The organism is Shinella zoogloeoides, assembly GCF_030733845.1.
Classification (GTDB): domain Bacteria; phylum Pseudomonadota; class Alphaproteobacteria; order Rhizobiales; family Rhizobiaceae; genus Shinella; species Shinella zoogloeoides_C.
This window is the reverse complement of the sequence record NZ_CP132313.1, coordinates 174,516-197,795: the sequence shown is the minus strand read 5'-3', so window position 1 is coordinate 197,795 and position 23,280 is coordinate 174,516. Positions and strand designations below refer to the sequence as shown.

Below are 23,280 nucleotides of genomic sequence, written 5' to 3'. Positions count from 1 at the left end.
AGTGTGTCATGACTCAAAAGGTGCTCGCCCGATTTGACGACGCTCAACTTTTCCTCTTCGTTCGACATCTCTTCGCGGTCGAAGGGTTTGAGGTCGTGCTCGCCGCCGACAACGATGCCGGCGCTCAACCGACCGAGGCGGACTATGTCGCCGTTGTCGTAGACGCTGCGAACCAGGCCGTGCCCGAACGCCTCGTCGAGATCCGCCGCGCGTTCCCGCGGGCGGCGCTTGTCATCCTGTCCAAAGGCGACCAGGGCTTTGACGATGTGCTCGGCTCTGACGACCTTCTCCTGGCGCGCCCGTTCGACCCGTCGAAGCTTGTCCGTTTTCTTCGCAGACTGCGATATCGCGGCACCACGACAGGATCGTCGTCGGGATTTGACGGCACGTTCAAGTTTGCTGATCTCGAAATGAACCTAGCACGAATGCAGGTCCTTCGGTCCGGGATGGAAGTGCCGCTGACGCCGCTTCAGTTCAAGCTGTTGCGGCATATGTTGGAACGTCCGGCCGAAGCCTGCAGCCGGGACGACTTCATTGAACGCTGCTGGCCTGACAACGCCGAGGTGGAGCCGCGCACCGTCGATATTCATCTCGGCCATATCAGGCGGACTTTGAAAAGATTCGGACCAGATCTCATCCGAACCGTCCGCGGAGCGGGCTATGCGCTTCGTGCGCCGGGCGACGTCCAGGACGACGAGGTCAGGTCTTCAGGCGGTTGAAGACCTCGCCCCACAGCGCGACTTGTTTCTCATCTCCCTCCAGCCACGCATCAAGCCCGCAATAGGCGACGGCGGTTGGCGCGTTGCCCCCAAACATCTCGATGGCCCCGGCCGTCATTTTGGACGCCTCGGAACGAGCCTCCGCGGTTTCGATTGGACCACCGTTTGCCAAATCCCGAAGCTTGATATCGCGCGACACATCGATCTCCAACGCGTCCGGCGATGGATTGATATGGGGCTGAGAGCCGGACGTTGTCGCACATGTGACCTTCGAAAAATCGAGGTCGTGCCGTCCCTGGCGATATGTCATGGAGTTTTAGCGTGGTTGGCAGGCGGTCGCAAGGCAAGGACGTGGGGCGGGGTATTTCGGAGGGTGTGCAGGTCGTCCGAAACAGCGCAAGCCGACATCACGATCTATCGCTCACCTTGAATGGGTTCGCCCGTGGAGGCGCGCTCCACGATTTCAGTTTTGAGGACAACCTTTCGGGCGTCCTGGCGCTCACCGTTTAACCGCTCTACCAGCAATTTGGCCACCGTCTCGCCGAGACCATAGACGGGTTGCCGCACGACGGTTACCGGGGGCGTTGTGACCGACGTCCAGTCCGCGTCGTGGAATGAGACCAGCGATAGATCGTGCGGCACGCTCAATCCAAGCTCCCGGCAGACCTTGAACACTTCAAGGCCGATCACGCTGTCGGACGCGATAAGGGCCGTCGGGCGCAGCGCCGATTGCAGCATTCCTTTGGCGATCCGTTGCGTATGTTCCGGCGTCACCGCACCGACATGGATCCATTGCTCCATGCCAGTAAGACCTGCGTCACGGCAGGCGCCGAGAAACCCTTCGATCCGTCGCCGCACAGATCCGGTGTTGATGTCCTTTGCCGTGCGGAACCGGTGATCGGGCGTGTCGCAGGCCGTGAGATAGGCAATGTTGCGATGACCGAGCGAGAGGAGGCGGCAGGTGACGGCTTCAGCCGCGTGCCGGTCGTCGGCGATGACCGTGTCGACGTCAAGTTCGTCGCTTCCCCGGTCCAGCAGCGCGAGAGGGAGGCCGGAGCGGAAGGCCTCGCGCAGATGCTCGACATCGCTCTCCTTGGCCGGCGAGACGATCAGGCCATCGACGCGCTTTGCCAGCAAGGTTCGGATCGCCGCCTTCTCAGCCGCGACGTCTTCGCCCGAATTGATGAGGATGACGGTGAAGCCCGCCTGGCGTGCGACATCGGTGATCCCGCGGACGGCCAGGCTGAAGAACGGGTTCTCGATATCCCCGACCACGACGCCGATCGTGCCCGAGCGACCCGTCGTCATGCTGCGGGCCAGTTCATTCGGTCGGTAGTCGAGCGCACGGGCCGCGGCCGTAACGGCCTCGCGGACCCGGTCGCTGACCGTTCCATAGCCGCCCAGCACACGAGCGGCGGTCGCCTTGGAGACGCCCGCCTTGTGCGCGACATCGGCCACGGTGACAGAGGTGTTTCGAGGCGGGCTCTGATCCATGAAGGCTAGCCTTACAAGAGATATTGACCACTGGCAAATGCGAAGATAACAATTGTCAAAAGCGAAAGAGACCGGTCTCTTCTACATTGAGACCGGTCTCAAATAGAAGAAGCGATCGATCCAGCTAGAGAGGCGCTCGGACGGACGCGCGGTTCATGCCGCCGTCAGGATGGGATTTCGCGCGCCTTGAAATCCTTGCAAGAACCACCAGAGGAGACGAACCAGATGCAATTTTCCAAATCTCTGATTGCCCCTATCGCCCGGTTGCGGGCCGGCGCCCTCGCGATGGCCTTCGGCGTGCTGGCAGGCGCCATGACGCCGGCCCTTGCTGAGGACAATCCGCTGGGCCTCATCGACCCCGCCGTCATCAGCGTCGGCACGATGGGCGATGCCAAGCCCTATGCCTTCACGACCGCCGACGGCAACTTCACCGGCTTCGACATAGAGCTCTTCCTGAATGTCGCGGAGCGCCTGGGCTACAAGAAGGAGCAGGTGATTTTCACGGGGCAGGAATTCTCCGCGCTGATGCCGTCGGTCGCCAACAGCCGCTTCGACGTCGCCGCCGCTGCGATCGGCACGACGGACAAGCGCAAGGAGACCGTCGATTTCTCGGATGGCTATCTCGCCGGCTTCCTGACGGTGCTGACCTCTGATGCCGGTATCACCGAGCCCGCCGGCCTCAAGGGCAAGCGCCTCGGCGTCGTGCAGGGCACGCTCCAGGAAATCTATGCCGAGAAGAATTTCACCGGGGCGGATCTCGTCAAGTTCCCCGACAACAACTCCGCCGTCTCCGCGCTCAACAATGGCACGGTCGATGCGCATTTCCTCGATTATGAAGCCGCCAAGGACTACGCGGCGCGCTATCCCGAGCTGAAGGTCGCCGTCAACATCCCGAGCTTCGACGCGCCCGCAGGCTTCGTCGTCCGCAAGGGCAATGACGCCCTGCGCGACGCGCTGAACAAGGGCCTCAAGGCCGCCATGCAGGACGGCACCTGGAAGACCCTGCACGAAAAATGGTTCCCGGGCACGCCCATGCCGGACGCGTATCTTCCCAAGCAGTGATGCTGCCTTGCCGGTCCGATCTTGTCGGTCGGGCCGGTCTTTCTTTCAAGGGACCTCCTGATGAACTGGCTTGAAAACCTGCGCCGCAGCTTCCTCGACTGGAATGCGATGGCAGAAGTGCTGCCGACCATGATCACGGTCGGGCTCAAGAATACCCTTATCCTTGCCGCGGCCTCGACGGTACTCGGCGTTGTCATCGGCATGGTGCTCGCCATCATGGGCATTTCCAGGTCGCCCTGGCTGCGCATTCCAGCGCGCCTCTACACGGATATCTTTCGCGGCCTGCCGGCGATCGTCACCATCCTGCTGATCGGGCAGGGCTTTGCGCGCATCGGGCGCGAACTGTTCGGTCCGTCGCCCTATCCGCTCGGCATTCTCGCGCTTAGCCTGATCGCCGGCGCCTATATCGGCGAGATCTTCCGCTCGGGCATCCAGAGCGTCGATCGCGGCCAGATGGAGGCCTTCCGGGCGCTCTCGATGAGCTACGGCCAGGGCATGCGGCTCATCGTCGTGCCGCAGGGCGTGCGCCGCGTGCTGCCGGCCCTCGTCAACCAGTTCATCGGCAACGTCAAGGATTCGAGCCTGGTCTATTTCCTCGGCCTGCTGGCCTCGGAACGCGAGATCTTTCGCGTCGGGCAGGATCAGGCCGTGGTTACGGGCAACCTTTCGCCGCTGCTCCTGGCCGGCGTCTTCTATCTCGTCGTCACAGTGCCGCTCACCCATGTGGTCAACGCTATCGACAACCGCCTGCGCATCGGCAAGCAGCGTCCGGCGGTCGTCACCAGCGGGCTGGAGGAGGTCAGCGAGCTTGATGGTGCTAGCCGTACTTCCGAAGCTGCCTTCAAGGGTGGCAGTCTCGATGTGCGCAATCTAGGTATGGCCTATGGCGAACTCGATGTGCTCAAGGGCGTCGACCTCTCGGTGAAGCCGGGCAGCGTCACCTGCATCATCGGCCCCTCCGGGTCCGGCAAGTCGACGCTTCTGCGCGGGCTCAACCGTCTCGTCGAGCCGAAGAGCGGCGATATCCTCATCGACGGCGAGAGCATCCTCGCCATGAAGCCGGAAACGCTACGCCGGCGGGTCGGCATGGTGTTCCAGCACTTCAACCTCTTCCCCGACCACACGGTGCTGGAAAACGTCATGCTCTCACTGACGAAGATCAAGGGGCTGCCGAAGGCCGAGGCCGAGCGCATCGCCAAGGCGCGCCTTGCCGATGTCGGCCTTGCGAGCCGGCAGCATCACAGACCCGGCGGTCTCTCGGGCGGCCAGCAGCAGCGCGTCGCCATCGCCCGCGCGCTCGCCATGGAGCCCGAAGTCATTCTCTTCGACGAGGTGACGAGCGCGCTAGATCCAGAACTGGTCAAGGGCGTGCTCAACCTGATGGCCGATCTCGGCAAGCGCGGCATGACCATGGTCGTCGTCACGCATGAGATGGGCTTTGCCCGCCGCGTCGCCGATCAGGTCGTCTTCATGGACGAGGGGCGCGTGGTGGAGGCGGGTTCGCCAGCGGCGATCTTCGGCAACCCGCAGAGCCCGCGTCTGCAGCGCTTCCTCGCGGAAGTGCTCTAAGCCGGGAAGGAGGACACCATGACACCACGGATACGATGGGGCGTGCTCGGCTGCGCGGGCATCGCGGCGAAAGCGATCATCCCCGCCATCCAGTCCAGCCGCCTCGGCCGCGTGACGGCCATTGCCTCGCGAGATCTGGACAGGGCGAAGACGATGGCGGCGCGCTTCGGCATTCCCAAAGCCCATGGTAGCTACGAGGATCTGCTGGCCGATCCCGAGATCGATGCGATCTACAACCCGCTCCCCAACCACCTGCATGTGCCTTTGACGATCGGGGCGCTGGAACATGGCAAGCCGGTGCTCTGCGAAAAACCGATCGCGCTTGACGCCGCGCAGGCGATGGAGATTGCGGCCGCGCAGAAGGCCGCCGGCCTGCCGGTCGCCGAAGCCTTCATGGTGCGCCATCACCCGCAATGGAAGACGGCGCATGCATTGGTGGCCGAAGGGCGGCTCGGCGAGGTGAGGGCCATCCAGACGATCTTCTCCTATTATCTGGACGACCCGCGCAATGTACGCAACCAGGCGGATATCGGCGGGGGCGGCCTGTTCGACGTCGGCTGCTATGCCGTCAACACCGCCCGTTTCCTGTTCGGTGCCGAGCCGCTGCGGGCGATCGCCCTGATGGAGAGGGATCCCACCTTCGGCACGGACCGGCTAACGAGCGGGCTGCTGGAGTTCCCCGAGGGCCGGCAGCTTGCCTTCACCTGTTCGACCCAGCTTGCCCTCACGCAGAAGGTCACGGTGCTCGGAACGCGGGCGCGCCTGGAAATCCCTATTCCCTTCAATGCGCCGGCCGATGCGCCGACCCGGCTCGTGCTGGACGACGGCCGCGATCTTGCCGGAGGCGGGCGCGAGGAGATCGCCATCGCGCCCGTCGATCAGTATCGCGAGCAGGCCGATGCCTTTGCCGAAGCCGTGCTCACCGGCAAGCCGCTCGAAACCGGGCTGGACGATGCGGTCGCCAATATGAAGGCCGTCGACGCGCTCTTCCGCTCCGCCGTCAGCGGTCGCTGGGAAGAGCCGTGAGCGCCTGATCCATCTGCATGACCAACCGATTGAAAGACACCACCATGACCGACACCACCATCTCCTCGGCCGTCATCATCGGCGCCGGCATCTTCGGCGTTTCCACCGGCGTCCAGCTCGCCCGGCGCGGCATCCGCGTCACCATCCTCAATGACGGCCCGCCGGCCAACGGCGCCTCCGGCCGCTCGCTGTCCTGGCTGAATTCGGCGCGCATGCGCTCCGAGCCCTATCACCGGCTGCGCATGGCCGGCATCGACCGCTACCGAACGCTCTCGGCACGGTTTCCGGATGCCGACTGGCTTCGCTTCGACGGCGGCCTGACCTGGGATGCAGACGACGCGCGCAACGCGATCGATGCGGCCTATCGCTACGAAATCTCGCTTGCCTATGATGCACAATGGCTTCCGGCGGCAGCCATCGCCGGCGTCACGCCCGGCATCGATGCCAGGGCGATCACGCCGCAGGGCGCGATCTTCAATCCCGGCGAAGGCTGGGTCGATCTGCCGGCGCTGATCGGTCTGCTTCTCACGGAGTTTTCCGGCCTCGGGGGCGTGCTGGTGACCGATCAGGGGGCTGCGCGGGTCGTGATCGAGGGTGGCCGTGCCGTTGGTGCCGAAACCGCGGCGGGCCAGCGTTTCGCCGCCGATGCCATCGTGCTGGCGACCGGCCCCGCCGTGCCGAAGATGGCGGCGGAGAGCGGGCAGACGATCGGCGATGGGACGCCCGTCGCCTTTCTGGTGCAGACCAAGCCGCTCGCCCATCCCCTGCGCGCCGTCTTGAACACGCCTCGTGTCGCGGTGCGCCCCGCGCCGGGCGGCACCTTCTCGATCGACGCCGATTGGGCTGCCGACGAGGGCGTGACGCTGCGTGCGGATGGCGGATACGACATCGACGACAGCGTCGTTGCGACGCTTCTGGCCGAAGCCGCAAAGGTGATGGAGGGCAATCCGAAGCTCGAAGTCGCCACGATCGGCGTCGGCGGCAAGCCGATCCCCGGCGACGGCGAACCGGTCGTCGGCGCGCTCAAGGACATCCCGGGCTATTATGTCGCGTTCAGCCATAGCGGCGCGACGCTCGGACTCATCGTCGGCGAATTGCTCGCATACGAGATGGCGACATGCGCCGAGCATCCCATGCTGGCGACGTTCCGCCCGGAGCGGTTTTCCGTGCGCTAAGCCGATCTCCGCAGGCATCGAGGAAACGAGCCCGCCGCTTCTTGAATAACCAACCGATTGCGAGGACGAGCTCGGTCCATTTACTCGAAGATAAATGCGCTGGAAGGGCACTCTGTCATACCGGAGCGTTCGACAAGAACGAGCGGGTGACGCATGCGGCGATCAACAAGAACGAAGGGTTTGGTGTCGTCCTGGCGTACATCAAGAAACGTCAGGAGCAGCCACGACGCCGGACAAACAGCGAGAAGAACGGCCGGCGATGCTAAGTCCTCGACGTCGTCTCCCTTTCCGCTCGGTCGCTTTTCGGGGGTTTGGGGAGTAAATTATTGTCTATTCCGCGATTATTCGGTGGCCCTGTTAATCGCGGTTAGAAGTTGAATTTGGTCGTCGCTGAGCTTGGCACCCGTCATCAATTCCTGCAAAGGCACCTGCAGGTTGGTGCTGATCCGCGTCATAACCTGGAGCGAAGGGTTCGCCGTACCATCGAGGATCCTGAAATAATACGGTATGGTAATCTCGCAGATCACCGCAAATTCCTTCTTTGTCATGGCGCGGTTCTCCCGCTCGCGCTCCATGACCGTCGCCATGTTTCGAAGGATCATTTTGCCGAGGTCTGTGTCGGTTTTCTTGCGCTTGCCCGTCATTGTAGCATAAACTATAGTTTATTCATTGCGGTGTTTGAGAAGGAGTTCGCTGATGCGCCTCAGAGCCATTTCTGCATGCGTCATCCTCGAAGTGGTTTTGTCTGCCGCGACACTTCACGCTCCCGTGGCTGCAAGCGAATGGGGCTGCGAAGTCCTGTTTTGCGCCTCGTCTTCCAAGCCATCCTGGCGAGGCGTGTCCGCATGCCATCCGCCGATGAAGCGGCTTATTGCTGCGATGAACAAACCCGGCTTCGATTGGCCCGCTTGTCCTGAGGCGGGAACAAGCCGGCCGGGCCACGAGAGATACGCTGCGTGCCCGGAAGGCTATCGGGTTGGAAGAAGGAAAGATGGCGACAGTCTCACCCAAGAAGGCGATCTCTGCGTCAAGACGGTCAGCATTTGCCAGGACAAAGCGCACGGTTTCTACAATTCTGATCGGCAGCGGAGTTGCATTCAAACGATCTCCATATCCCGACCGCTCAGGTTAGAGCCATATTACTTCGACATCGAGAATGACACGTCAGGACAAACCGAGCGGCACTGGTTCGAACTCAACAGATAGACCGATTTTCTCGGTTGCGGAAGGCTTAATCCGGGCGGCACACACCCTGCTCGGTCACGCCGGCAGCGTCGTTCCGCAAAACATCCACTGAAGGTGACAGCAACGACCAATCGTAGACGGCCGTCTTCGGTAGCGACACGCACCGTCAGGTCTGCGCCGCAGCTCGCTCTCATGAGGCCCGCATACGGGCCGCATCGTTCGTCTGGCCCCTGACATCGCCGAGCGTTCGGTTCAAGGGGCAGGCGCGGCAAGCCGCTTGTCGCGTCGGCAGAAAAAACGGCTTTCAACGCTGTGCGCCGAACCTTCCGTTTTTTCCCCGACACGACCCCTTGATCCGCCCGCGCGCCGCCGTGGGGCGGGCTGTGCCCTCCCCCCTCTGTCCGGGGGAATGTCAGAGGCCATTCCCCGGAAAGACCGGGGAGGCTTCGCCCAAGGGGGTCTTCCTTTGGGACTTGCGGAAAAGGAGACAGAATATGACTATCTACACCCAGACTGCGCGTTTCGACACCGGCCGGGCCCTGGCCGAAGGCGAAATGCGCCGCATCGCTCCCTCCATCTTTGCCGTATCCGCCCATGAAAGCCGGTCCAAACGCTTCAGACCCATCCCGACCATCGATATCCTTCGCGGCCTCATGAATGAGGGCTTTCTACCGGTCGGCGTAAAGCAATCCCACAGCCGCACGGAGGGTAAGGCGGACTTTACCAAGCATCTGATCCGCCTGCGCCGCGTCGATGACGGCAGGGTCTACAACGTGGGCGATACCGTCTGCGAAATCCTGCTGAAGAATGCCAATGACGGAACCAGCGCCTATGAACTGATGGCTGGGCTTTTCCGCATTCGCTGCCTTAATTCGTTGGTGGTGCAGACCGGCACTATCGACGCCATCACGGTTCGGCATTGTGGTGACGTGCAGCACAAGGTCATCGAGGGCACCTATCGCGTTCTCGGCGAGGCAGAACGCACGCTTGCCGCCCCCCAACACTGGTCTGCCATGCGCCTGAGGCAGGAGGAGAAGGAAATCCTTGCCGATGCGGCGCACGTCTTGCGTTTCGCAGATGCGGATGGCGAGACCAAAACCCCCATCAAGGCGGAACAGTTGCTTGTGCCCCGCCGCAACAACGATCGCGGGGATGACCTCTGGACCGTCTGGAACGTGGTCCAGGAGAATGCGATCAAGGGTGGTTTGCGCGGCGTCGGCCGCGACGATCTCGGCAGGCCGCGCCGTGCGACGTCCCGCGCCGTGACCGGGATCGATCAGGACATCAAGCTGAACAAAGCCCTCTGGCTGCTTGGTGAGCGGATGGCGGCGCTGAAATCCTGACCGCGAGTACGAGAGCGCCGTCGCCACCGGTGGCGCTCCCCCCATCACCAGAATATGGAGGCTTGCTCGCTAAGTCCGCGCATCTCACAAGCATCACCAATCTGCGGTGTTCCGGTCCGACCGCCACTGCCGGGAACCCCTCAAGCGGGCCATCGAGAGCGCCGACTGCGTGAATTTCGAAATCCTTGAACTCGTTCACAATGTCTGGGGGCGTAACGCATGAAGAAGAGCATCCTCGAGCGGATGGCGGCAGACGCCGAAAATCGAGGTGATCTACCACTGGTGCTGAAAGCTTGCCCGCAGATCGCCGACTACACGACCGGCGGCCGGATCGAGAGTTGGCGGAACCTGATTACGGCCGCCGTGGTCGTCCGATCGATGCTCGGGGTCAGTCCCTCGGCCGACCATGAGGCTTGCGAGGTGATGGGTGCGGAAAATGCCGCTATTGCGGTCGCCCGCATCCTGGAAAGGGCCGAACATATCAATTCGGCAAGCGGCAATCTGCGCGACCTTACGCGTAAGGCGTCGCGCGGTGAATTTGGCCTTGGCCCGATGCTGATGGCCGCCTTGCGGCGAATGGGGAGACCGCAAGGCGGATCGCCTGATGAAGGCGGCTTGCTCACGCTCAGTAGATATCGAGGATCCGGTCGGCGATTTTTTTGAGATAGTCGTCGATCGCCTCTTCGATTTAGGCGTTGAACTTCCGCCGTTCGATCGCAGCGAGCATCTTCAGCGTCTTTTGGACCTCGGCGCGGATTTAGATGCCGGTTGTGACTTTCTCGGTGTCGCGGAAGCGTTTACCCGCGACCGGGTCCCGGCTTTCGCCCTTGGCCACCAGACCGCGGAGCCGGCCGCGGGCCAAGGGCAGCTTCAGTGTCGACGCCTGATCTTCGTCGGCCGATTTTGCGGCAGGACCTGCCTTTTCTCGCAAAGAGGGCCTGTCTCGCCCCGTCGAAATCAGTCCGAGCACAAGGTGCTTGCTGTCTACGCCCCCGCTTATTGGTTTGCCTCGCAGGCCAACGCCTTGTAGAGGGCGAGCAACTCGCTAAGGAGCACTTCTATTTCCGCAATTGCTTTCAAATCGGGTTTCAAGGCGGGTCTGGAGTGTGCCGGCGGCGCCGATGGACTGATAGGACGCCCGCCGGGCGATCGGCCGGGACGCAAGAGCAACACCGCTTTCACGCAGGATTTCGCGGAGGGGTTCATGGGCCTTGGCGCGTCCGGTTACCAAATCGTGCTGGTTGATGACGTTCATCGTCGACAGCTTGCGTCTGTGATCGTCTTCAACCACCGAAACATGGTTCAACGCGAGCTGCATCGGCAACGACGTCGTCCTGGGTCGTCTGCAGCGGAATGAGGACGATGTCGGCACGGTAGAGGCCTGCAAAGAGGGTTTCGTTGGTCGTGCCTTCGACATCGACAAATACAATCTTTCCTTCGTGTAGTTTGCGGAGGGCGAGCTTGTAGATCTGGTTTGGGTCGAGGCAGCTTTCCGCCTCCAGCAGCTCTGGCCAGATCTCCATTTGTTTCGACATCGTGACCCATCGCATCGTATTGGCGCGGCTATCGGCATCGATCAGGAAGACATTGTTACCGGCGTGGGCGGCCGTGCCGGAGAGCGCGCGGACGAGCGTGGTTTTCCCAGTCCCGCCCTTCGGATTGGCGATGGTGACGATCATTATCCCTCCTTTGTTCCGCGAGTAAATTATAATATCTCTTCTATTCCTCTCCACAAGGCAATCCCTGGCCGTTTGCTCAATTCTATTGATGATTGTCGAGTGATGATCGTTCGTCGGCCATTGGTATTGACCAGCAGACAACTGCCAATTGCCCGTTGGAAACGAAGGGCAGGTAGCGCTTAACAATCGATATTTTGATGGAAACTGCAATGTCGCATAGGCTGTAGCTATGTTCACAATTACGATTGTCAATTGCTCAGACGGAGCAGAGGCGCCGTGACCGCGTATCCGCAGTGCTAGGTTGTGAATAAAATATAGTTTCTTTTTGTGTGGCAGGATAGTCAAGTTTGTGGTACAAACTCGACGTCGCCCCGCCCCATAGCAGGGCTCAGGTGCGCGCCGGTGGCGCTTTGGGGTCGCCTCCGGCAACCTGGCAAGCGGAAGGAAAGCGATGCGCAGCGAGGTGGTCAGGGTCCGTCTAAGGCCTGAGGAGCGGCAAATTCTGGCGAACCTTTGCGGCGACGATCGCACTGCCAGCGACGTGATCCGGCTGCTGTTTCGCGACCAGGCCGGACTGCCGCTCCCGGTTGGGCCGGCCGAAGCTCTGGCCTTAAGCCGCACCAATGAGGAGCTTCGGCGCATCGGCATCAACCTCAACCAGGCCGTCCGCGCGATGAATGAAGGACGCGTCGGCTATGAACCGCATCTCGATGCAGCGTTGCGCAGCCTCCTCGAGGGTGTGTTTCGCCTGCGGGCGGACGTCGATCAGATGCTGCGGATCAGCCGGCAGGCGCGGAGGAGGGGCGGTCATGGCGTATGATTGGATGAGTCTCCTCGCCGAAATCGAAGGTTTCCAGGTGCGGCGGGTAAAATCTCTTCTTGATGACGAAGACGAGCGTCGCGGCCGAGGAGGGTCTTTGCGGATCGCCACGGCGGCCGAGCCGTTACAGCAGAGGTCCATGCCTTCCGGTATTGCCCGCAAACGCCGCATGTCGGACGTCTCTGTCCATGAAACAACCATCGACACCATGCTCCGGCCGACGCGGGGCACGCCGAGGCAGATCATCGCTCTGGTCGGGACGCTTGACGCGGGCGCGAATCCCGAGATGGATGACGAGCTCCGAAGGTCGGGCGGCGGGAGAGGGGGATCACCCAAGGTGGCTGGCATCGCCCGTTTGCTTGCTGTTCGGCCGTTAGCCGCGAAACAGGGGGCGGTCGAGAGTATAAGCCGCGCGGCGCTCGCAGCCGGCGCGCAGCCCGTAGTGATCAAGGTGACGTCGACTGTTTCGAGCAGGGCGTCGGCCGCCGGCCTGATGAGCTATCTGGGAACGCGCGAAGTCGAGAAGGAAAACGGTGAAAACGGCAAAGCGGATATCCCGATCTTCGATCAGGACGGGGTCGCAATTGCCAGCCGTGCGGATCGGGCGGCAGCTCTTCAGAATTGGGTGTCGGAGTTTCGTGAACCCTATACCCTGGACGCCGTCGCCACGCTGTCGATCAAACTGAGGGATGCGGTCAGCGACGAAACGCTACACGACGCATTGCATGCGGCGTTCGGCCCCAAGCCGTTCGTCTATTCTCGCCATCAGGACGCAAATGTCTCCGTTTACGCTGTGACGGGCTTCCCTGCCAAGAAGATTGCTGGCGCCCTCAGGGTGCGCGAGAAGGAGGAAGGGCGGAGCCGCACGCTTGATAAGGCCGAAGCGGATATCGCAGGCAGGATCTTGGATGCCGGCGTCTTGGGCGAGGTGCGGATTGTCGGCGCCGCGGTCTCCGACAAATCTGGCCGGTATTTTCTCGAAAAGTTCCTCCGAACCGAGAAGCTCATCCTCACCAGCACCGGCGAGGCGGTCGAGCGTGGCGCAGCGGTGAAGGATATCGCCGACGGGATCTGGCGCGGGTGGGCGGCCGAGATCCGAACCGTCGAACCGCGCAACGCCTTCCACGTGATCTTCTCTGCGCGTGCCGGGACGGATGCGGAGGCGATGAAACTCGCCGTTCGTGATTTCCTCAGCGAACATGTTGCGGGCCATCGCTGGGTTACGGCTCATCATCCCGATACCCGTCATGTGCATGTTCACGCGATGATCACGGCGCGAGACGATGTCGGCAAGCCATTGCGGCTCACGAAGCCGGAACTTCTTGCATGGCGAGAGCGGTTCGCAGCGAAGGCGCGGACGCATGGCATTGCCATGGTTGTCACACGCCGCGCCGATGTTGCGGCGACGCGGCCCTATAGCCACGCACAGGCTGGCGCTTATGAGCGCGGCCGGGCCGATCCACGCTATCTGAAATCCAGCACCATCAATCAGCGGGTCGAGCGTAAGCGGGCAGGCATCGCCGATCGCGCAACGCTCGCCAACGGCAATCTTGCCCTTGCCTCGAGGTGGTGGGCGACGGCCCACGCGCTGAAGCAGGCTGGGGCGAAACAGTCAGTCATCGCTGCAGCGAATCGTTTCGCAGCGGCGGCAGCAGGTCATGCTCACAAGGGCGGTGCCCACCCTGCCAAAGGATTTGTCCTTCTCCGGCTCGCGATGGAGCAGCCGTGGGATCAGCGGAAGGTGGCTGCAGTGATCCAGAGCGCCACCGGCGCCGGGCGGAAATCCATGACGCTCCATGGCAGCGAGATGACAGTGTTTATGCTGACATCAGCAAGCACGAGCAAGATCGAGCGCGAGTTGACCCGCCAGCACCGGGAATTCGGCCCCGGCGCCGAGATGCGGAAGGTGTCTCGTGAAATTGAAGCTCGTCTTCTCCGGGGGGCCGGAATAAAAGCGGCCGTTACCGTAGAAGCTGCGGCCTCGGCAAAGGATGGCGCGCCGACGGCGTGGCTACAGAACTGGTTCAATGCGTATCGGCAACCGGCGCAGGCCAAACCGGCGACGCCTTCGGCCGGCTCGATGACATCACGGACAGACTTCGCACCGCACAAGGGGAATGCCATGCCACTATCGCTCGAACAGTTCAACGAGCGCGTTGCGCGCGCCAAGAAGTCTATTCATCGCCTCGAGGGGATGGTCGAAAGTGGCGCCGAGCGCCAGGCGATCGAAGAGATGCGCAAGGAAATCTCCGCGGTGTTCGAAGAACAGCGCCGGGATATTCAGATGCAGCAGATGCCATCGACCATGCGAGACGGCGGGGGAGGGGGAACGCTAACGGCGGCTCGCGGCGATGATAGTCTAGCCCTTCAGCGACCGGCGCTCGTGAATGTCGATCCTGCCATTGCCGCTCAGCAGCTGGCGATCGCCGCCGGTCGTGCCGCCCGAGCATCGCGCGAGCAGGCTGGCGCTTCCAAGAATTTGCAGGACGAACAGCGCCAGCAAATCCTACAGCAAGGCGCGCAGGAACGTCAGCGCGGCAATGACCGGGATGGCGCGGAGCGATAGGTCCCGCTTCACTCCTGCGTCAAGCCGTCGAAAACCTCCAGCAGGGCGTCGACGATGGCCTGGCCAAGCGCATTAGCCGCGGCAGCGCTCTGCTCGTAACCTGGTCGCGCACCGCCAGACAGAGGTTGCCCCCTTCCTTTGCAACTATCGCCTTTGCTCACTCTATTGCCCATTGTGCGAGATCGCTGCGATTTTCAATCGTGACAGTTTCCATCGTAGTGGCCTCGTTTACAGTTTCTTGGATCCCTGCGATAGGGTTTGGTGAGCGCATTTAGTTTTGCGTATGCGCTTGTCTCAATCGTCTCTCGCCGTTCCCTAACGGTCTGAGACGATTGGTACCATAGCGATCGGCGGACGACTGTCGTATCCAATGATCTTAAGCTGCTGTCGCGGCTGATTTCCATCCCAACAGCCGCTGCCAATGTGTCACCATGGTGCCAGAATGTCTCCCGCCCGCTTCGTTGAATCTCTTATCCTGATCCGTTGGACGCCGATCAATCTCGCCTCGGCGTTGCAATGCGAGCTTTCTTGGATTGAGGCCATGGAAACTGGAAACGAGCCGATCCCCGATGAGCTTGAAACCTGGCTGGAGGCGCTGGCTGAAATTCACGCGCAGTTGCCGCCACTCCGAAGCTTTCGCGGACGTCGATCCGAAGCATGACCACGCCCGCGGGACCGTAGGCTACCAGTCCAAATCCGGATCAATGAGGTGGGCAGGGATTTGCGCATCCGCGCTGCCGGAAGCTTGGAGCAAGGCCACGCAGCGGTCACGCTCCAGCTCGATCGCTTCAACGATCATTTTGACAGGATCCTTCTGTCCGCGCGCTAGATGCCGAGCCGCAATCGACCAGGCGGTCCGCTCCGTGCTTGTGCGAAAAAGACGAATTTCCGGATCCAACCGCTTCTCCTCGGCGACATGGGCCGGGACAATGGCAAGTTTGCCTTGCGTCAGCGTTTCGAAAAGGTTGGCCGTAGACGCTTTCGTGCGCGCATGTCCGCGCTGACAAGGGCGCTTGTTGCCGTGCGAAGCGCCGATGGTGTGATCTGGGATGTGGTTATTCAAAGGAGATCATCTCGAAACCGCCGATAATGGTGTCCTAGGTGGTGGCCGGTCCTGAGGCCTGATCGCTACGACGGTCGACCGCTTCCTCGTAGTCGGCTAAATTAGCATAGTCGAATGGGGGATATCATGAGCATGCTTGATCGCCTGTTTTCGTCGTCGAATCTGTTTATCAGCGATGGGGGCCTGGAAACCGACCTGAACTTCCACACCCGGGCAGACATGCCGCTGTTCGCCTCTTTCGTTTTGCTCGACAGCCCCGATGGACGCGAAATGCTCCGACGCTACGTGGATACTTATCTCGATTTGGCAGAGGCTGCGGGACGGAGCTTTGTACTGGGCACGCCGACCTGGCGCGCCAACGGCGGCTGGGGCCCCAAGCTCGGACTCGACGACCCTGGAATCCGGGATATCGCCGTGCTATTCAATTCGCCCGGAATCTGCGAAACGCTCATTCTTGGCGCGACCATATCCTGATTGAGGGCGTGCTTGGACCAGCCGGCGATGGCTATGCACCCGAGCAACTTCTGTCCCCCGCCGACGCAGCCCACCTGCACAGCGCCCAGCTGGAAACCTTCGCAGAGGAAGGTGTGGACATAGCGTCAGCGTTCACAATCACTCATCCCGGGGAGGCTATCGGAGTGGTCAACTGCGCGCGCGGTCTCGGACTGCCATTTGCGCTCTTGACCTGCCCCTGAGAATTTCCTCCAGATTGGATTAGAGTTCGGCCCATCGAGGACGGACTTATGAAGAAGCAGCGATTTACGGAAGAGCAGATTATTGGGGTGCTGAAGGAGCAGGAGGCGGGCGTTAAGGCCGCTGATCTTTGCCGCAAGCACGGGATTTCCGAGGCGACCTTTTACAACTGGAAAGCCAAATACGGCGGCATGGAGGTGTCGGAGGCCAAACGTTTGAAGGCGCTTGAAGACGAGAATGCCAAGCTGAAGAAGTTGCTCGCCGAACAAATGCTGGATACAGCCGCACTCCGCGAGCTTCTTTCAAAAAAATGGTAGGGCATGCCGCCAAGCGCGACGCTGTCGCGCACCTGAAGGCCATCATGGGCCTTTCGGAACGGCGGGCCTGCCAGATCATATCCGCCGACCGAAAGACGATCCGCTATCAATCCTCTCGACCGACTGAGGTCGAATTGCGAACGAAGCTGCGCGATCTGGCCAATGAGCGACGACGGTTCGGCTACCGACGGCTGTTTATTCTGCTTCGGCGAGACGGAGAGGCCTCCGGTGTCAACCGCATCTACCGGCTCTATCGCGAGGAAGGTCTTTCCGTGCGCAAGCGCAAAGCCAGGCGTCGTGCTGTTGGCACGCGTACGCCGATCCTCGTCGAAGCAAAGGCGAATGCCCGCTGGTCACTGGATTTCGTCCACGATCAATTCGCCTGCGGCAGGCGCTTCCGCATCCTCAATGTGGTCGACGATGTTACGCGCGAATGCCTGGCGGCGATCCCGGACACATCGATATCAGGTCGCCGTGTCGCGAGGGAACTGACGACGCTTATCGAGCGACGAGGCAAGCCCGGCATGATTGTTTTAGACAACGGGACCGAACTGACCTCGAATGCCATCCTGGCCTGGTCGAAGGATCACAAGGTCGAGTGGCATTACATCGCGCCGGGAAGGCCAATGCAAAACGGCTATGTCGAGAGTTTCAACGGCAGGATGCGCGACGAGTTGCTCAACGAGAGCCTGTTCTTTGGACTCGATCATGCCCGCAGCGCCATTGCGGAATGGGCCGACGATTATAACAATTTCCGGCCGCACTCATCGCTCGGATACCAGACCCCGGCGGATTATGCCGGGCTCATCGCCGCAACCGGCTCCAACGCTACGCAATGTGGAAGCTTCGCGTTTCCGCCGGTTGCTCCCACCACGCCATTTGGCTTATCAAAACAGCCGAGGCTCTAATCGCAGCCGGATGAAAAATCGGTGGCAGGTCACTCTCGTTCACGGTCGAGACAGACGGGCGGTCGCCGACCGGGAGGATCTCGATTCCGCGCTCAGCGAGGTTGAAGTAGGGACCGACGGATACGCCCGTTACTACGGGATCAATTGCGCCCATCCCGACCATTTCCTTGACCAGCTACCGCCACGCTGGCTCAACCGGATTGGCTTGGTTCGACCAAATGCCTCGCGCCGTAGCCATGCAGAATTGGACGAAGCCACAGAGCTTGACGACAGTGACCCGCAGGAGTTCGGTGCACTTTGTGCTCAAATGGCAAAGCGCCTCCCGCGAGGACAAAAAGGCGAGTGTCCAAGGGGGAGGGGACACTCGCCTTTAGCTCTCAGATTAGGGGCGTTTAGGGCGCCAGCAAAGCTCTTTGTATCAATGGTTGTTCCATCGCGTCACTGATCTTTTGTCGTTAAGAAACGTTCGAGTACGTTGCGCGCTTCCCGGTCGCTATACTGGGCTTTAGTGAGTGATGCGTTTTCGACCTGTATCGACCTGTTGAGTGTCAAGCCTTTTGCCCAACAATTCCCGGCAGATGGAAGGATGCGGATCACGACCCCGCAAGTTTGAACAGCAGGGTCGTAACCAATTTCGCGGGATCTGGCTCGATGGAGGGATTGTTGTCGTGAACCTCCAGCCGAGAGGCAAACACGTCTCCATTCTCGGTGCTTTGAGCGTCCCACTGTAGACCCTTTTCTTTTGCCCATCCGACAAGCATAGCCGTTGCGTCGTAGAGGCCATCGTAGGGACCGGTATATGTCATGCTTACATAGCGACCGGCGGGAAGCACGCCGTTCACCAAGCGGCCGGATAGAGGGATAGTGGCGTCCGTCGTCATTCCCACCTCGATCTCGAGGCGTGGCATGTCAACTACGTTGAATTTGATGAATTCGATGCCGTCAGGTTCAACGCCGGCTTGCCCGAACGCCTCGAACAGCTCTTCGAAGGCTGGGTGTACTTCCTGGCCAAATGGAATAACCACCGGTAGCCGGACCGCAACATAGCTCTTAGGCCCCCACTCAATAGTTTCTGGCATCGTCAGCATGATGGTCTCCTTTCGTCAGCTAAGGACGAAGGAATGCCTTCTGATCCGACACGAGCGCCGAATTTATCTCATGTCACCTTGGTGCCATTTGGAGCAGTAGCGCACAATTTGAATTTGGCCTGCATCTTTTCGTCTGTCTGTGCGTTTCGTCGCATCAAGAATGGGGAAATACGGTCAACGGGCCATATCTTTGTCGATACGAGAGCTATCGAAGCAGCGCTGATGGGCGATGGCAGCAACGCCGATCGCGCATTCGTAGGGTTCAAGACTGAAAAGGCGAACCTCTGGCGCCGGCAGACCGGGAACGATGCCGGCGGCGACATCCCGGCGGAGGTCATCGATAATGAGGGAGAGAACTGGGCCTAGCGCGCCGCCGAGGAAGATCGTCGAAGGGTTGAAGATGTTGGCAAGGCTGACAATGCCCAGCGAAAGCCATCCCGCAAGATCGGTCACGGAAGCGACCGCAGCGGGCTCGCCGGAACTGAAACGGTCGGCCACCTCCGCAGACAGCGCCTCGAACTGCTTCTCTTCGAGGCTGTCCGTTCCCCAATAGGATCGCGCCAGCGCGTCGAGTCCGACACGGCTTTCAAGGCAGCCGCGGTGTCCGCAGCTGCAAACGGCGCCATCGCGGGCGATGCGCATGTGGCCAAGTTCGCCGGTGGCGCCGCTCGCCCCGCGCAGGAGCCGGCCGTTCACCACCGCCGCTCCGCCACACCCCCGGCCTATCACGAGGAAGACGGAGCAGCCGGTCTGGAGTTCGGGCATGGTGTAGACGGAACCGAACGCTGCAGCGCCGGCGTCGTTTTCCACGAAACAGGCCCGGCCAACGGCGGCCTGCAAGGGTGTCAGGAGATCGACACCCTTCCAGCCAAGGATCGGCAGGTTGATGACAAAACCTTCCAGATTGACCACGCCAGGCACCGTGACACCGACGCTCTGAACGCGGCCGGAATAACGAAGATCGCGTTCCAGCATAGCCACATGCGCGGCGATCGCATCCACGACCTCTTCCGGCGTGATCGTGCGACTGACATGCACATCGGACGTGGCAACGCTGTTTGCCGTCAGATCGAGAAGTGCATAGCGCAAAATGCCGACGCCGATCTCGACGCCGAGAAAATAGACGGCACTTGGATTGAGCGCGAGCGCGACGCCCGGCCGCCCGGCATCACGCGCTGTCCCCGGCGTTTTTGCTTCAGGCTGCACCTCGCGCACCAGTCCGCGCAGAGTGAGCCCGTTGACGAGGCGCGTCACCGAGGCCGGTGTCACCTCGAGATGACGGGCGATATCGGCTCGGCTCGCCGAACCGCACAGCCGCAGGAAACGAAGGATCTGGCGCTCGTTGACTTCCTTGGCAAGCGTCTGGTCCGCCATGTCGAAATTCACCGTCTTTCATTTTTTGCGATCCGTATCCGATGTCTGGAATCATTTATGTCTTTTGTAAAAAAATGTCATTTCGTTTTGGGTGAAATTCTTGGGCTCTCGTTTGGTATTCACGGGAGGAATGCGCGAAAGTCGGGCCTTAAACCCATCACGTCAGCTTTGCTGACGTAAATTCCCTGTTGGAATGCAAAAGACATTCATCGTTGACAAAGCCAAATGTGTTCTATTTCTTACTTTAAGAAATATATTTATCCAGGCTCAGGGAGGAGGTTGGATGAGCAAGCTTGCCAGTCTCGAGAACATTGTCATGGAGTTCGGCGCTATCCGCGCACTCGACGGCGTGTCGATCGACATCAACCGCGGCGAAGTGCTCGGCTTGATGGGGGACAACGGCGCGGGCAAGTCGACCCTGGTGAAAGCCATTGCCGGAAACTTCCAGCCGACCTCCGGCCGCTACGTTTTCGAGGATCAGGATGTTCGTTTCTCGGGCCCTGCCGATGCCCGCCGGCACGGTATCGAGGTCGTCTACCAGGACCTGGCACTCTGCAACAACCTTACGGCCGCAGCCAATGTCTTCCTAGGCCGCGAGCCGATGCGGCAGGTCGGGCCGTTCCGGGTGCTCGACAAGAAGCTGATGAACACGCGCTCGGCGGAAATCTTCCGCGAGCTGAAATCGGAGACGCGGCCGGCCGATCTCGTCGATCGCATGTCCGGCGGTCAGCGGCAGGCCGTGGCGATCGCCCGCACGCGGCTTTCCAACTCCAAGCTGGTGCTGATGGACGAGCCGACCGCCGCCATCAGCGTACGGCAGGTGGCCGAGGTGCTGGCGCTGATCCGGCGGATGAAGGAACAGGGCCTCTCGGTCATCCTCATCAGTCACCGCATGCCCGATGTCTTCGACGTCTGCGATCGTGTCGTGGTCATGCGGCGCGGCCGCAAGGTCGCCGACAAGCCGATAAACCAATCCAGCCCGGAGGAGGTCACCGGTCTCATCACCGGTGCCATCCAGGCCGCCTGAGAAGGGAGGAAACCATGTCCCAGCAAGACGTCCCCGACATGAATGTCGACCTCCTGAAGCGCCACGACCGATCGCTTCTGCGCCGGCTGATGCTCACGCAGGAAATGTGGATCGCGATTGCCATCGTCGTGCTCGGCTTGGCCGTCTCTATGATCTCCGGCAAGTTCGCCACGTCCGGCAACCTCATGAACGTGCTGCAAAATGCCTGCTTTATCGGCCTGATGGCGCTCGGCATGACCCCGGTGCTGATCAGCGGCGGCATCGATATTTCCGTCGGTTCGATCCTGGGGTTGAGCGGCGTGACGCTCGGCATCCTGCTGAATGCCGGCGCGCCCTTGCCGGTCGGCATCGCCGGAACGCTTGCCGTCGGTCTCGTTTTCGGCGGGCTCAACGGCGCCGTCATCACGCTCGCCAAGTTGCCCCCCTTTATCGTGACACTGGCGACGCTGTCGATCGGACGCAGCCTTGCGCTCGTCGTCAGCGACAATCAGGTGTTTTACGAGTTCGGCACAGCGACGGAATCGATCCTGGCGCTCGGTGGCGGCTACACGCTTGGCATTCCCAATGTCGTCTATGCGCTCGTGGTCTTCGTCATCCTGCTGCATTGCCTCCTGACTATGACACGCTGGGGCCGCTACATCTTCGCGATCGGCGGCAACGAGAGCGCTGCGCGTCTCGCGGGCATCTCGGTCGATGCGATCAAAATCTCCGCCTATGCCTTCAGTGGCCTGATGGCCGCCGTCAGTGCGATTTTCCTCGTCGGCTGGCTGGGTGCCGTCACGAACGCCATCGGCACGGGCTACGAATTGCAGACGATCGCCTCGACGGTCATCGGCGGCGCGTCCCTGACGGGCGGTTTCGGCACGGCACTGGGTGCAGCGATCGGCTCCATCCTGATCGAGGTGATCCGCAACGCGCTGCTGATCGCAGGCGTCAATCCGTTCTGGCAGGGCACGTTCGTCGGCGGCTTCATTCTCGCTGCGGTGCTTCTCGAACGCATCCGGTCGCTGCGCCGCTGACGGCCGCGTCCGCACAGTCAGGGCGCGGGGGAGGAGTGCCGCCGCGCCGTGAAATGCAATGTCTTTAACAGCGAACCAAGGAGGAGATACCATGTCGCTGTCAGGAAGCCTGAAATTCAGCCTGTCGTCCGCCGCGATCGCGCTTTGCGCCTTTGCCTCGACGGCCAATGCCGCAGACCGGGAATTCGCGCTGGTCTTCAAGGTGCTCAACAACGCCTTCAGCCCGCCGATCGACGCCGGCTGCAAGGAAGCCGCCAAAAAACTCGGCGACGTCACCTGCACCTATATCGGCCCGACGGAATATGACGAAGCCAAGCAGGTGCAGCTTGCGCAGGACATGATCACCCGCGGGGTCGACGGGCTCGGCATTTCCGCCGGCAACCCGAAGGCGATGGCCCGCATCCTCAAGATGGCGAACGACAAGGGTATCCCGGTCGTCACCTTCGACACCGACGTATTGCCCGAAGACGCGGGCCTGCGCGCCACCTATATCGGCACGGACAACTACTCCTTCGGCGTGGAACTCGCCAAGAAGGTTCTGGAGAACAAGAAGGAAGGCGGCACGGTCTGCATCCAATCCGGTGCGCCGGCCTCTGAAAACCTGAAGGCCCGCGTCCAGGGGATCCGCGACACGCTCGCCGGCGCCTCGAAGGACCAGCCGGTGGAAGCACTCACCGGCCAGAACGGTTGGACCGAGCCGGCCGGTTGCCCGGTCTACAACAACGACGATATCGCGCTTGCGGCCCAGCAGGTTCGCGACGTCATGACCAACCATCCGGACCTCTCCGCCTTCGTCGCCGTGGGCGGTTGGGCGCAGTATGCGCCGCAGGCCTACAAGCAGGCGATGGAGCCGCTGAAGGAACGCCTCGACAAGAAGGATCTCGTCGTGGTCTTCGGTGACAACTTCGGTCCGCAGCTTCCGCTGCTCGCCGAAGGCCTCAGCCACTACAATATCGGCCAGCGTCCCTACGACATGGGCTACGAGACCATCATCGCCCTCGACAAGCTGACCAAGGGCGAAAAGCTTGAGCCGTTCATCCAGACGGGCACCGAGACCTGCACCCCGGCCGATGCGCTGACCACCTGCGGCAAGGTCGCCGCCAAGTAACACCGTCACCAGAGAGACGGGCCGGCGGAAAACGTCGGCCTGTCT

General features: G+C 61.4%; 24 protein-coding genes and 3 pseudogenes. 19 read left to right on the top strand and 8 right to left on the bottom strand.

Annotation, left to right across the window (positions count from 1 at the left end; translation table 11 throughout):
- The first annotated feature begins 8 nt into the window (after positions 1-8).
- Complete coding sequence (locus tag Q9316_RS23675) at positions 9-719, top strand: winged helix-turn-helix transcriptional regulator (RefSeq protein WP_306036266.1); 711 nt, start codon at positions 9-11, stop codon at positions 717-719.
- Here Q9316_RS23675 and Q9316_RS23670 read toward each other — a convergent pair.
- The gene (locus tag Q9316_RS23670) at positions 700-1,029 is read right to left on the bottom strand and encodes a hypothetical protein (protein WP_306036265.1); all 330 of its coding nucleotides are present in this window, start codon (positions 1,027-1,029) and stop codon (positions 700-702) included. The two genes, Q9316_RS23675 and Q9316_RS23670, sit on opposite strands and share 20 nt — an antisense overlap.
- A 104-nt stretch (positions 1,030-1,133) precedes the next feature.
- Positions 1,134-2,213, bottom strand: a complete 1,080-nt coding sequence (locus Q9316_RS23665; RefSeq protein WP_306036264.1) for a LacI family DNA-binding transcriptional regulator — start codon at positions 2,211-2,213, stop codon at positions 1,134-1,136.
- Between the two features lie 225 nt (positions 2,214-2,438).
- On the opposite strand from Q9316_RS23665, the gene Q9316_RS23660 reads away from it, so the two are divergent.
- The 5 genes and pseudogenes from Q9316_RS23660 to Q9316_RS25750 form a co-directional block, all read left to right on the top strand.
- Positions 2,439-3,275: an ABC transporter substrate-binding protein gene (locus Q9316_RS23660; RefSeq protein ID WP_306036263.1), complete on the top strand. Its 837-nt coding sequence runs from the start codon at positions 2,439-2,441 to the stop codon at positions 3,273-3,275.
- Between the two features lie 60 nt (positions 3,276-3,335).
- On the top strand, positions 3,336-4,844 hold the full coding sequence (locus Q9316_RS23655; RefSeq protein WP_306036262.1) for an amino acid ABC transporter permease/ATP-binding protein: 1,509 nt from the start codon (positions 3,336-3,338) through the stop codon (positions 4,842-4,844).
- An 18-nt stretch (positions 4,845-4,862) separates the two neighbouring features.
- Positions 4,863-5,870 carry a Gfo/Idh/MocA family protein gene (locus Q9316_RS23650; RefSeq protein ID WP_306036261.1) on the top strand — a complete coding sequence of 336 codons (1,008 nt, stop codon included), beginning with the start codon at positions 4,863-4,865 and terminating at the stop codon, positions 5,868-5,870.
- 44 nt (positions 5,871-5,914) lie between these two features.
- Positions 5,915-7,045, top strand: coding sequence for an NAD(P)/FAD-dependent oxidoreductase (locus Q9316_RS23645; RefSeq protein WP_306036260.1), 1,131 nt, complete (start codon positions 5,915-5,917; stop codon positions 7,043-7,045).
- 94 nt (positions 7,046-7,139) lie between these two features.
- A pseudogene (locus Q9316_RS25750) lies at positions 7,140-7,311 on the top strand (ISNCY family transposase); the annotation flags it as partial.
- Positions 7,312-7,386: 75 nt separating this feature from the next.
- Here Q9316_RS25750 and Q9316_RS23640 read toward each other — a convergent pair.
- Positions 7,387-7,689: a helix-turn-helix domain-containing protein gene (locus Q9316_RS23640; protein ID WP_306036259.1), complete on the bottom strand. Its 303-nt coding sequence runs from the start codon at positions 7,687-7,689 to the stop codon at positions 7,387-7,389.
- A 52-nt stretch (positions 7,690-7,741) separates the two neighbouring features.
- On the opposite strand from Q9316_RS23640, the gene Q9316_RS23635 reads away from it, so the two are divergent.
- The 4 genes and pseudogenes from Q9316_RS23635 to Q9316_RS23620 all read left to right on the top strand — a co-directional run bounded on the left by Q9316_RS23635 (position 7,742) and on the right by Q9316_RS23620 (position 10,603).
- Positions 7,742-8,251 (top strand): hypothetical protein, encoded by a 510-nt coding sequence (locus Q9316_RS23635; protein ID WP_306036258.1) that lies wholly within the window; start codon positions 7,742-7,744, stop codon positions 8,249-8,251.
- 473 nt (positions 8,252-8,724) lie between these two features.
- Positions 8,725-9,573, top strand: a complete 849-nt coding sequence (locus tag Q9316_RS23630; protein WP_306036257.1) for a DUF932 domain-containing protein — start codon at positions 8,725-8,727, stop codon at positions 9,571-9,573.
- Between the two features lie 273 nt (positions 9,574-9,846).
- Positions 9,847-10,236, top strand: a pseudogene (gene repC, locus Q9316_RS23625) (replication initiation protein RepC); the annotation flags it as partial.
- Complete coding sequence (locus tag Q9316_RS23620) at positions 10,178-10,603, top strand: hypothetical protein (RefSeq protein ID WP_306036256.1); 426 nt, start codon at positions 10,178-10,180, stop codon at positions 10,601-10,603. The pseudogene repC and the gene Q9316_RS23620, both read left to right, overlap by 59 nt.
- A gap of 15 nt (positions 10,604-10,618) precedes the next feature.
- On the opposite strand, the gene Q9316_RS23615 is transcribed toward Q9316_RS23620, so the two are convergent.
- Positions 10,619-10,897: a hypothetical protein gene (locus Q9316_RS23615; RefSeq protein WP_306036255.1), complete on the bottom strand. Its 279-nt coding sequence runs from the start codon at positions 10,895-10,897 to the stop codon at positions 10,619-10,621.
- Positions 10,857-11,252, bottom strand: a complete 396-nt coding sequence (locus Q9316_RS23610; RefSeq protein WP_306036254.1) for a ParA family protein — start codon at positions 11,250-11,252, stop codon at positions 10,857-10,859. The genes Q9316_RS23615 and Q9316_RS23610 overlap by 41 nt, the downstream gene beginning before the upstream one ends.
- A 451-nt stretch (positions 11,253-11,703) precedes the next feature.
- On the opposite strand from Q9316_RS23610, the gene mobC reads away from it, so the two are divergent.
- From mobC to Q9316_RS23590, 3 genes are all read left to right on the top strand, one after another.
- Positions 11,704-12,072 (top strand): plasmid mobilization relaxosome protein MobC, encoded by a 369-nt coding sequence (gene mobC / locus Q9316_RS23605; RefSeq protein ID WP_306036253.1) that lies wholly within the window; start codon positions 11,704-11,706, stop codon positions 12,070-12,072.
- Entirely contained in the window at positions 12,062-14,638 is a 2,577-nt protein-coding gene (locus Q9316_RS23600) for a relaxase/mobilization nuclease domain-containing protein (RefSeq protein ID WP_306036252.1), read from the top strand. Before mobC ends, Q9316_RS23600 begins: the two co-directional genes overlap by 11 nt.
- A 442-nt stretch (positions 14,639-15,080) precedes the next feature.
- Positions 15,081-15,299 carry a hypothetical protein gene (locus Q9316_RS23590; protein WP_306036251.1) on the top strand — a complete coding sequence of 73 codons (219 nt, stop codon included), beginning with the start codon at positions 15,081-15,083 and terminating at the stop codon, positions 15,297-15,299.
- 21 nt (positions 15,300-15,320) lie between these two features.
- Here Q9316_RS23590 and Q9316_RS23585 read toward each other — a convergent pair whose 3' ends face one another.
- Positions 15,321-15,701, bottom strand: a complete 381-nt coding sequence (locus Q9316_RS23585) for a hypothetical protein (protein ID WP_306036250.1) — start codon at positions 15,699-15,701, stop codon at positions 15,321-15,323.
- Between the two features lie 126 nt (positions 15,702-15,827).
- On the opposite strand from Q9316_RS23585, the gene Q9316_RS23580 reads away from it, so the two are divergent.
- From Q9316_RS23580 to Q9316_RS23570, 3 genes and pseudogenes are all read left to right on the top strand, one after another.
- The gene (locus Q9316_RS23580) at positions 15,828-16,175 is read left to right on the top strand and encodes a hypothetical protein (protein WP_306036249.1); all 348 of its coding nucleotides are present in this window, start codon (positions 15,828-15,830) and stop codon (positions 16,173-16,175) included.
- A complete protein-coding gene (locus tag Q9316_RS23575; protein WP_371878088.1) occupies positions 16,067-16,396 on the top strand; it encodes a homocysteine S-methyltransferase family protein in 330 nt (109 codons plus the stop codon). Before Q9316_RS23580 ends, Q9316_RS23575 begins: the two co-directional genes overlap by 109 nt.
- Before the next feature lie 48 nt (positions 16,397-16,444).
- Positions 16,445-17,633 (top strand): annotated as a pseudogene (locus Q9316_RS23570) (IS3 family transposase).
- A 579-nt stretch (positions 17,634-18,212) separates the two neighbouring features.
- On the opposite strand, the gene Q9316_RS23565 reads toward Q9316_RS23570, so the two are convergent.
- Complete coding sequence (locus Q9316_RS23565; RefSeq protein ID WP_306036248.1) at positions 18,213-18,707, bottom strand: GyrI-like domain-containing protein; 495 nt, start codon at positions 18,705-18,707, stop codon at positions 18,213-18,215.
- A gap of 174 nt (positions 18,708-18,881) precedes the next feature.
- Positions 18,882-20,081: an ROK family transcriptional regulator gene (locus Q9316_RS23560; RefSeq protein WP_306036247.1), complete on the bottom strand. Its 1,200-nt coding sequence runs from the start codon at positions 20,079-20,081 to the stop codon at positions 18,882-18,884.
- 283 nt (positions 20,082-20,364) lie between these two features.
- Between Q9316_RS23560 and Q9316_RS23555 the strand changes: the two genes are divergently transcribed.
- From Q9316_RS23555 to Q9316_RS23545, 3 genes are all read left to right on the top strand, one after another.
- On the top strand, positions 20,365-21,108 hold the full coding sequence (locus Q9316_RS23555; RefSeq protein ID WP_306036246.1) for an ATP-binding cassette domain-containing protein: 744 nt from the start codon (positions 20,365-20,367) through the stop codon (positions 21,106-21,108).
- Between the two features lie 38 nt (positions 21,109-21,146).
- Entirely contained in the window at positions 21,147-22,127 is a 981-nt protein-coding gene (locus Q9316_RS23550; RefSeq protein WP_371878087.1) for an ABC transporter permease, read from the top strand.
- 91 nt (positions 22,128-22,218) lie between these two features.
- Positions 22,219-23,235 carry a sugar-binding protein gene (locus Q9316_RS23545; RefSeq protein WP_306036244.1) on the top strand — a complete coding sequence of 339 codons (1,017 nt, stop codon included), beginning with the start codon at positions 22,219-22,221 and terminating at the stop codon, positions 23,233-23,235.
- Positions 23,236-23,280: the final 45 nt, after the last annotated feature.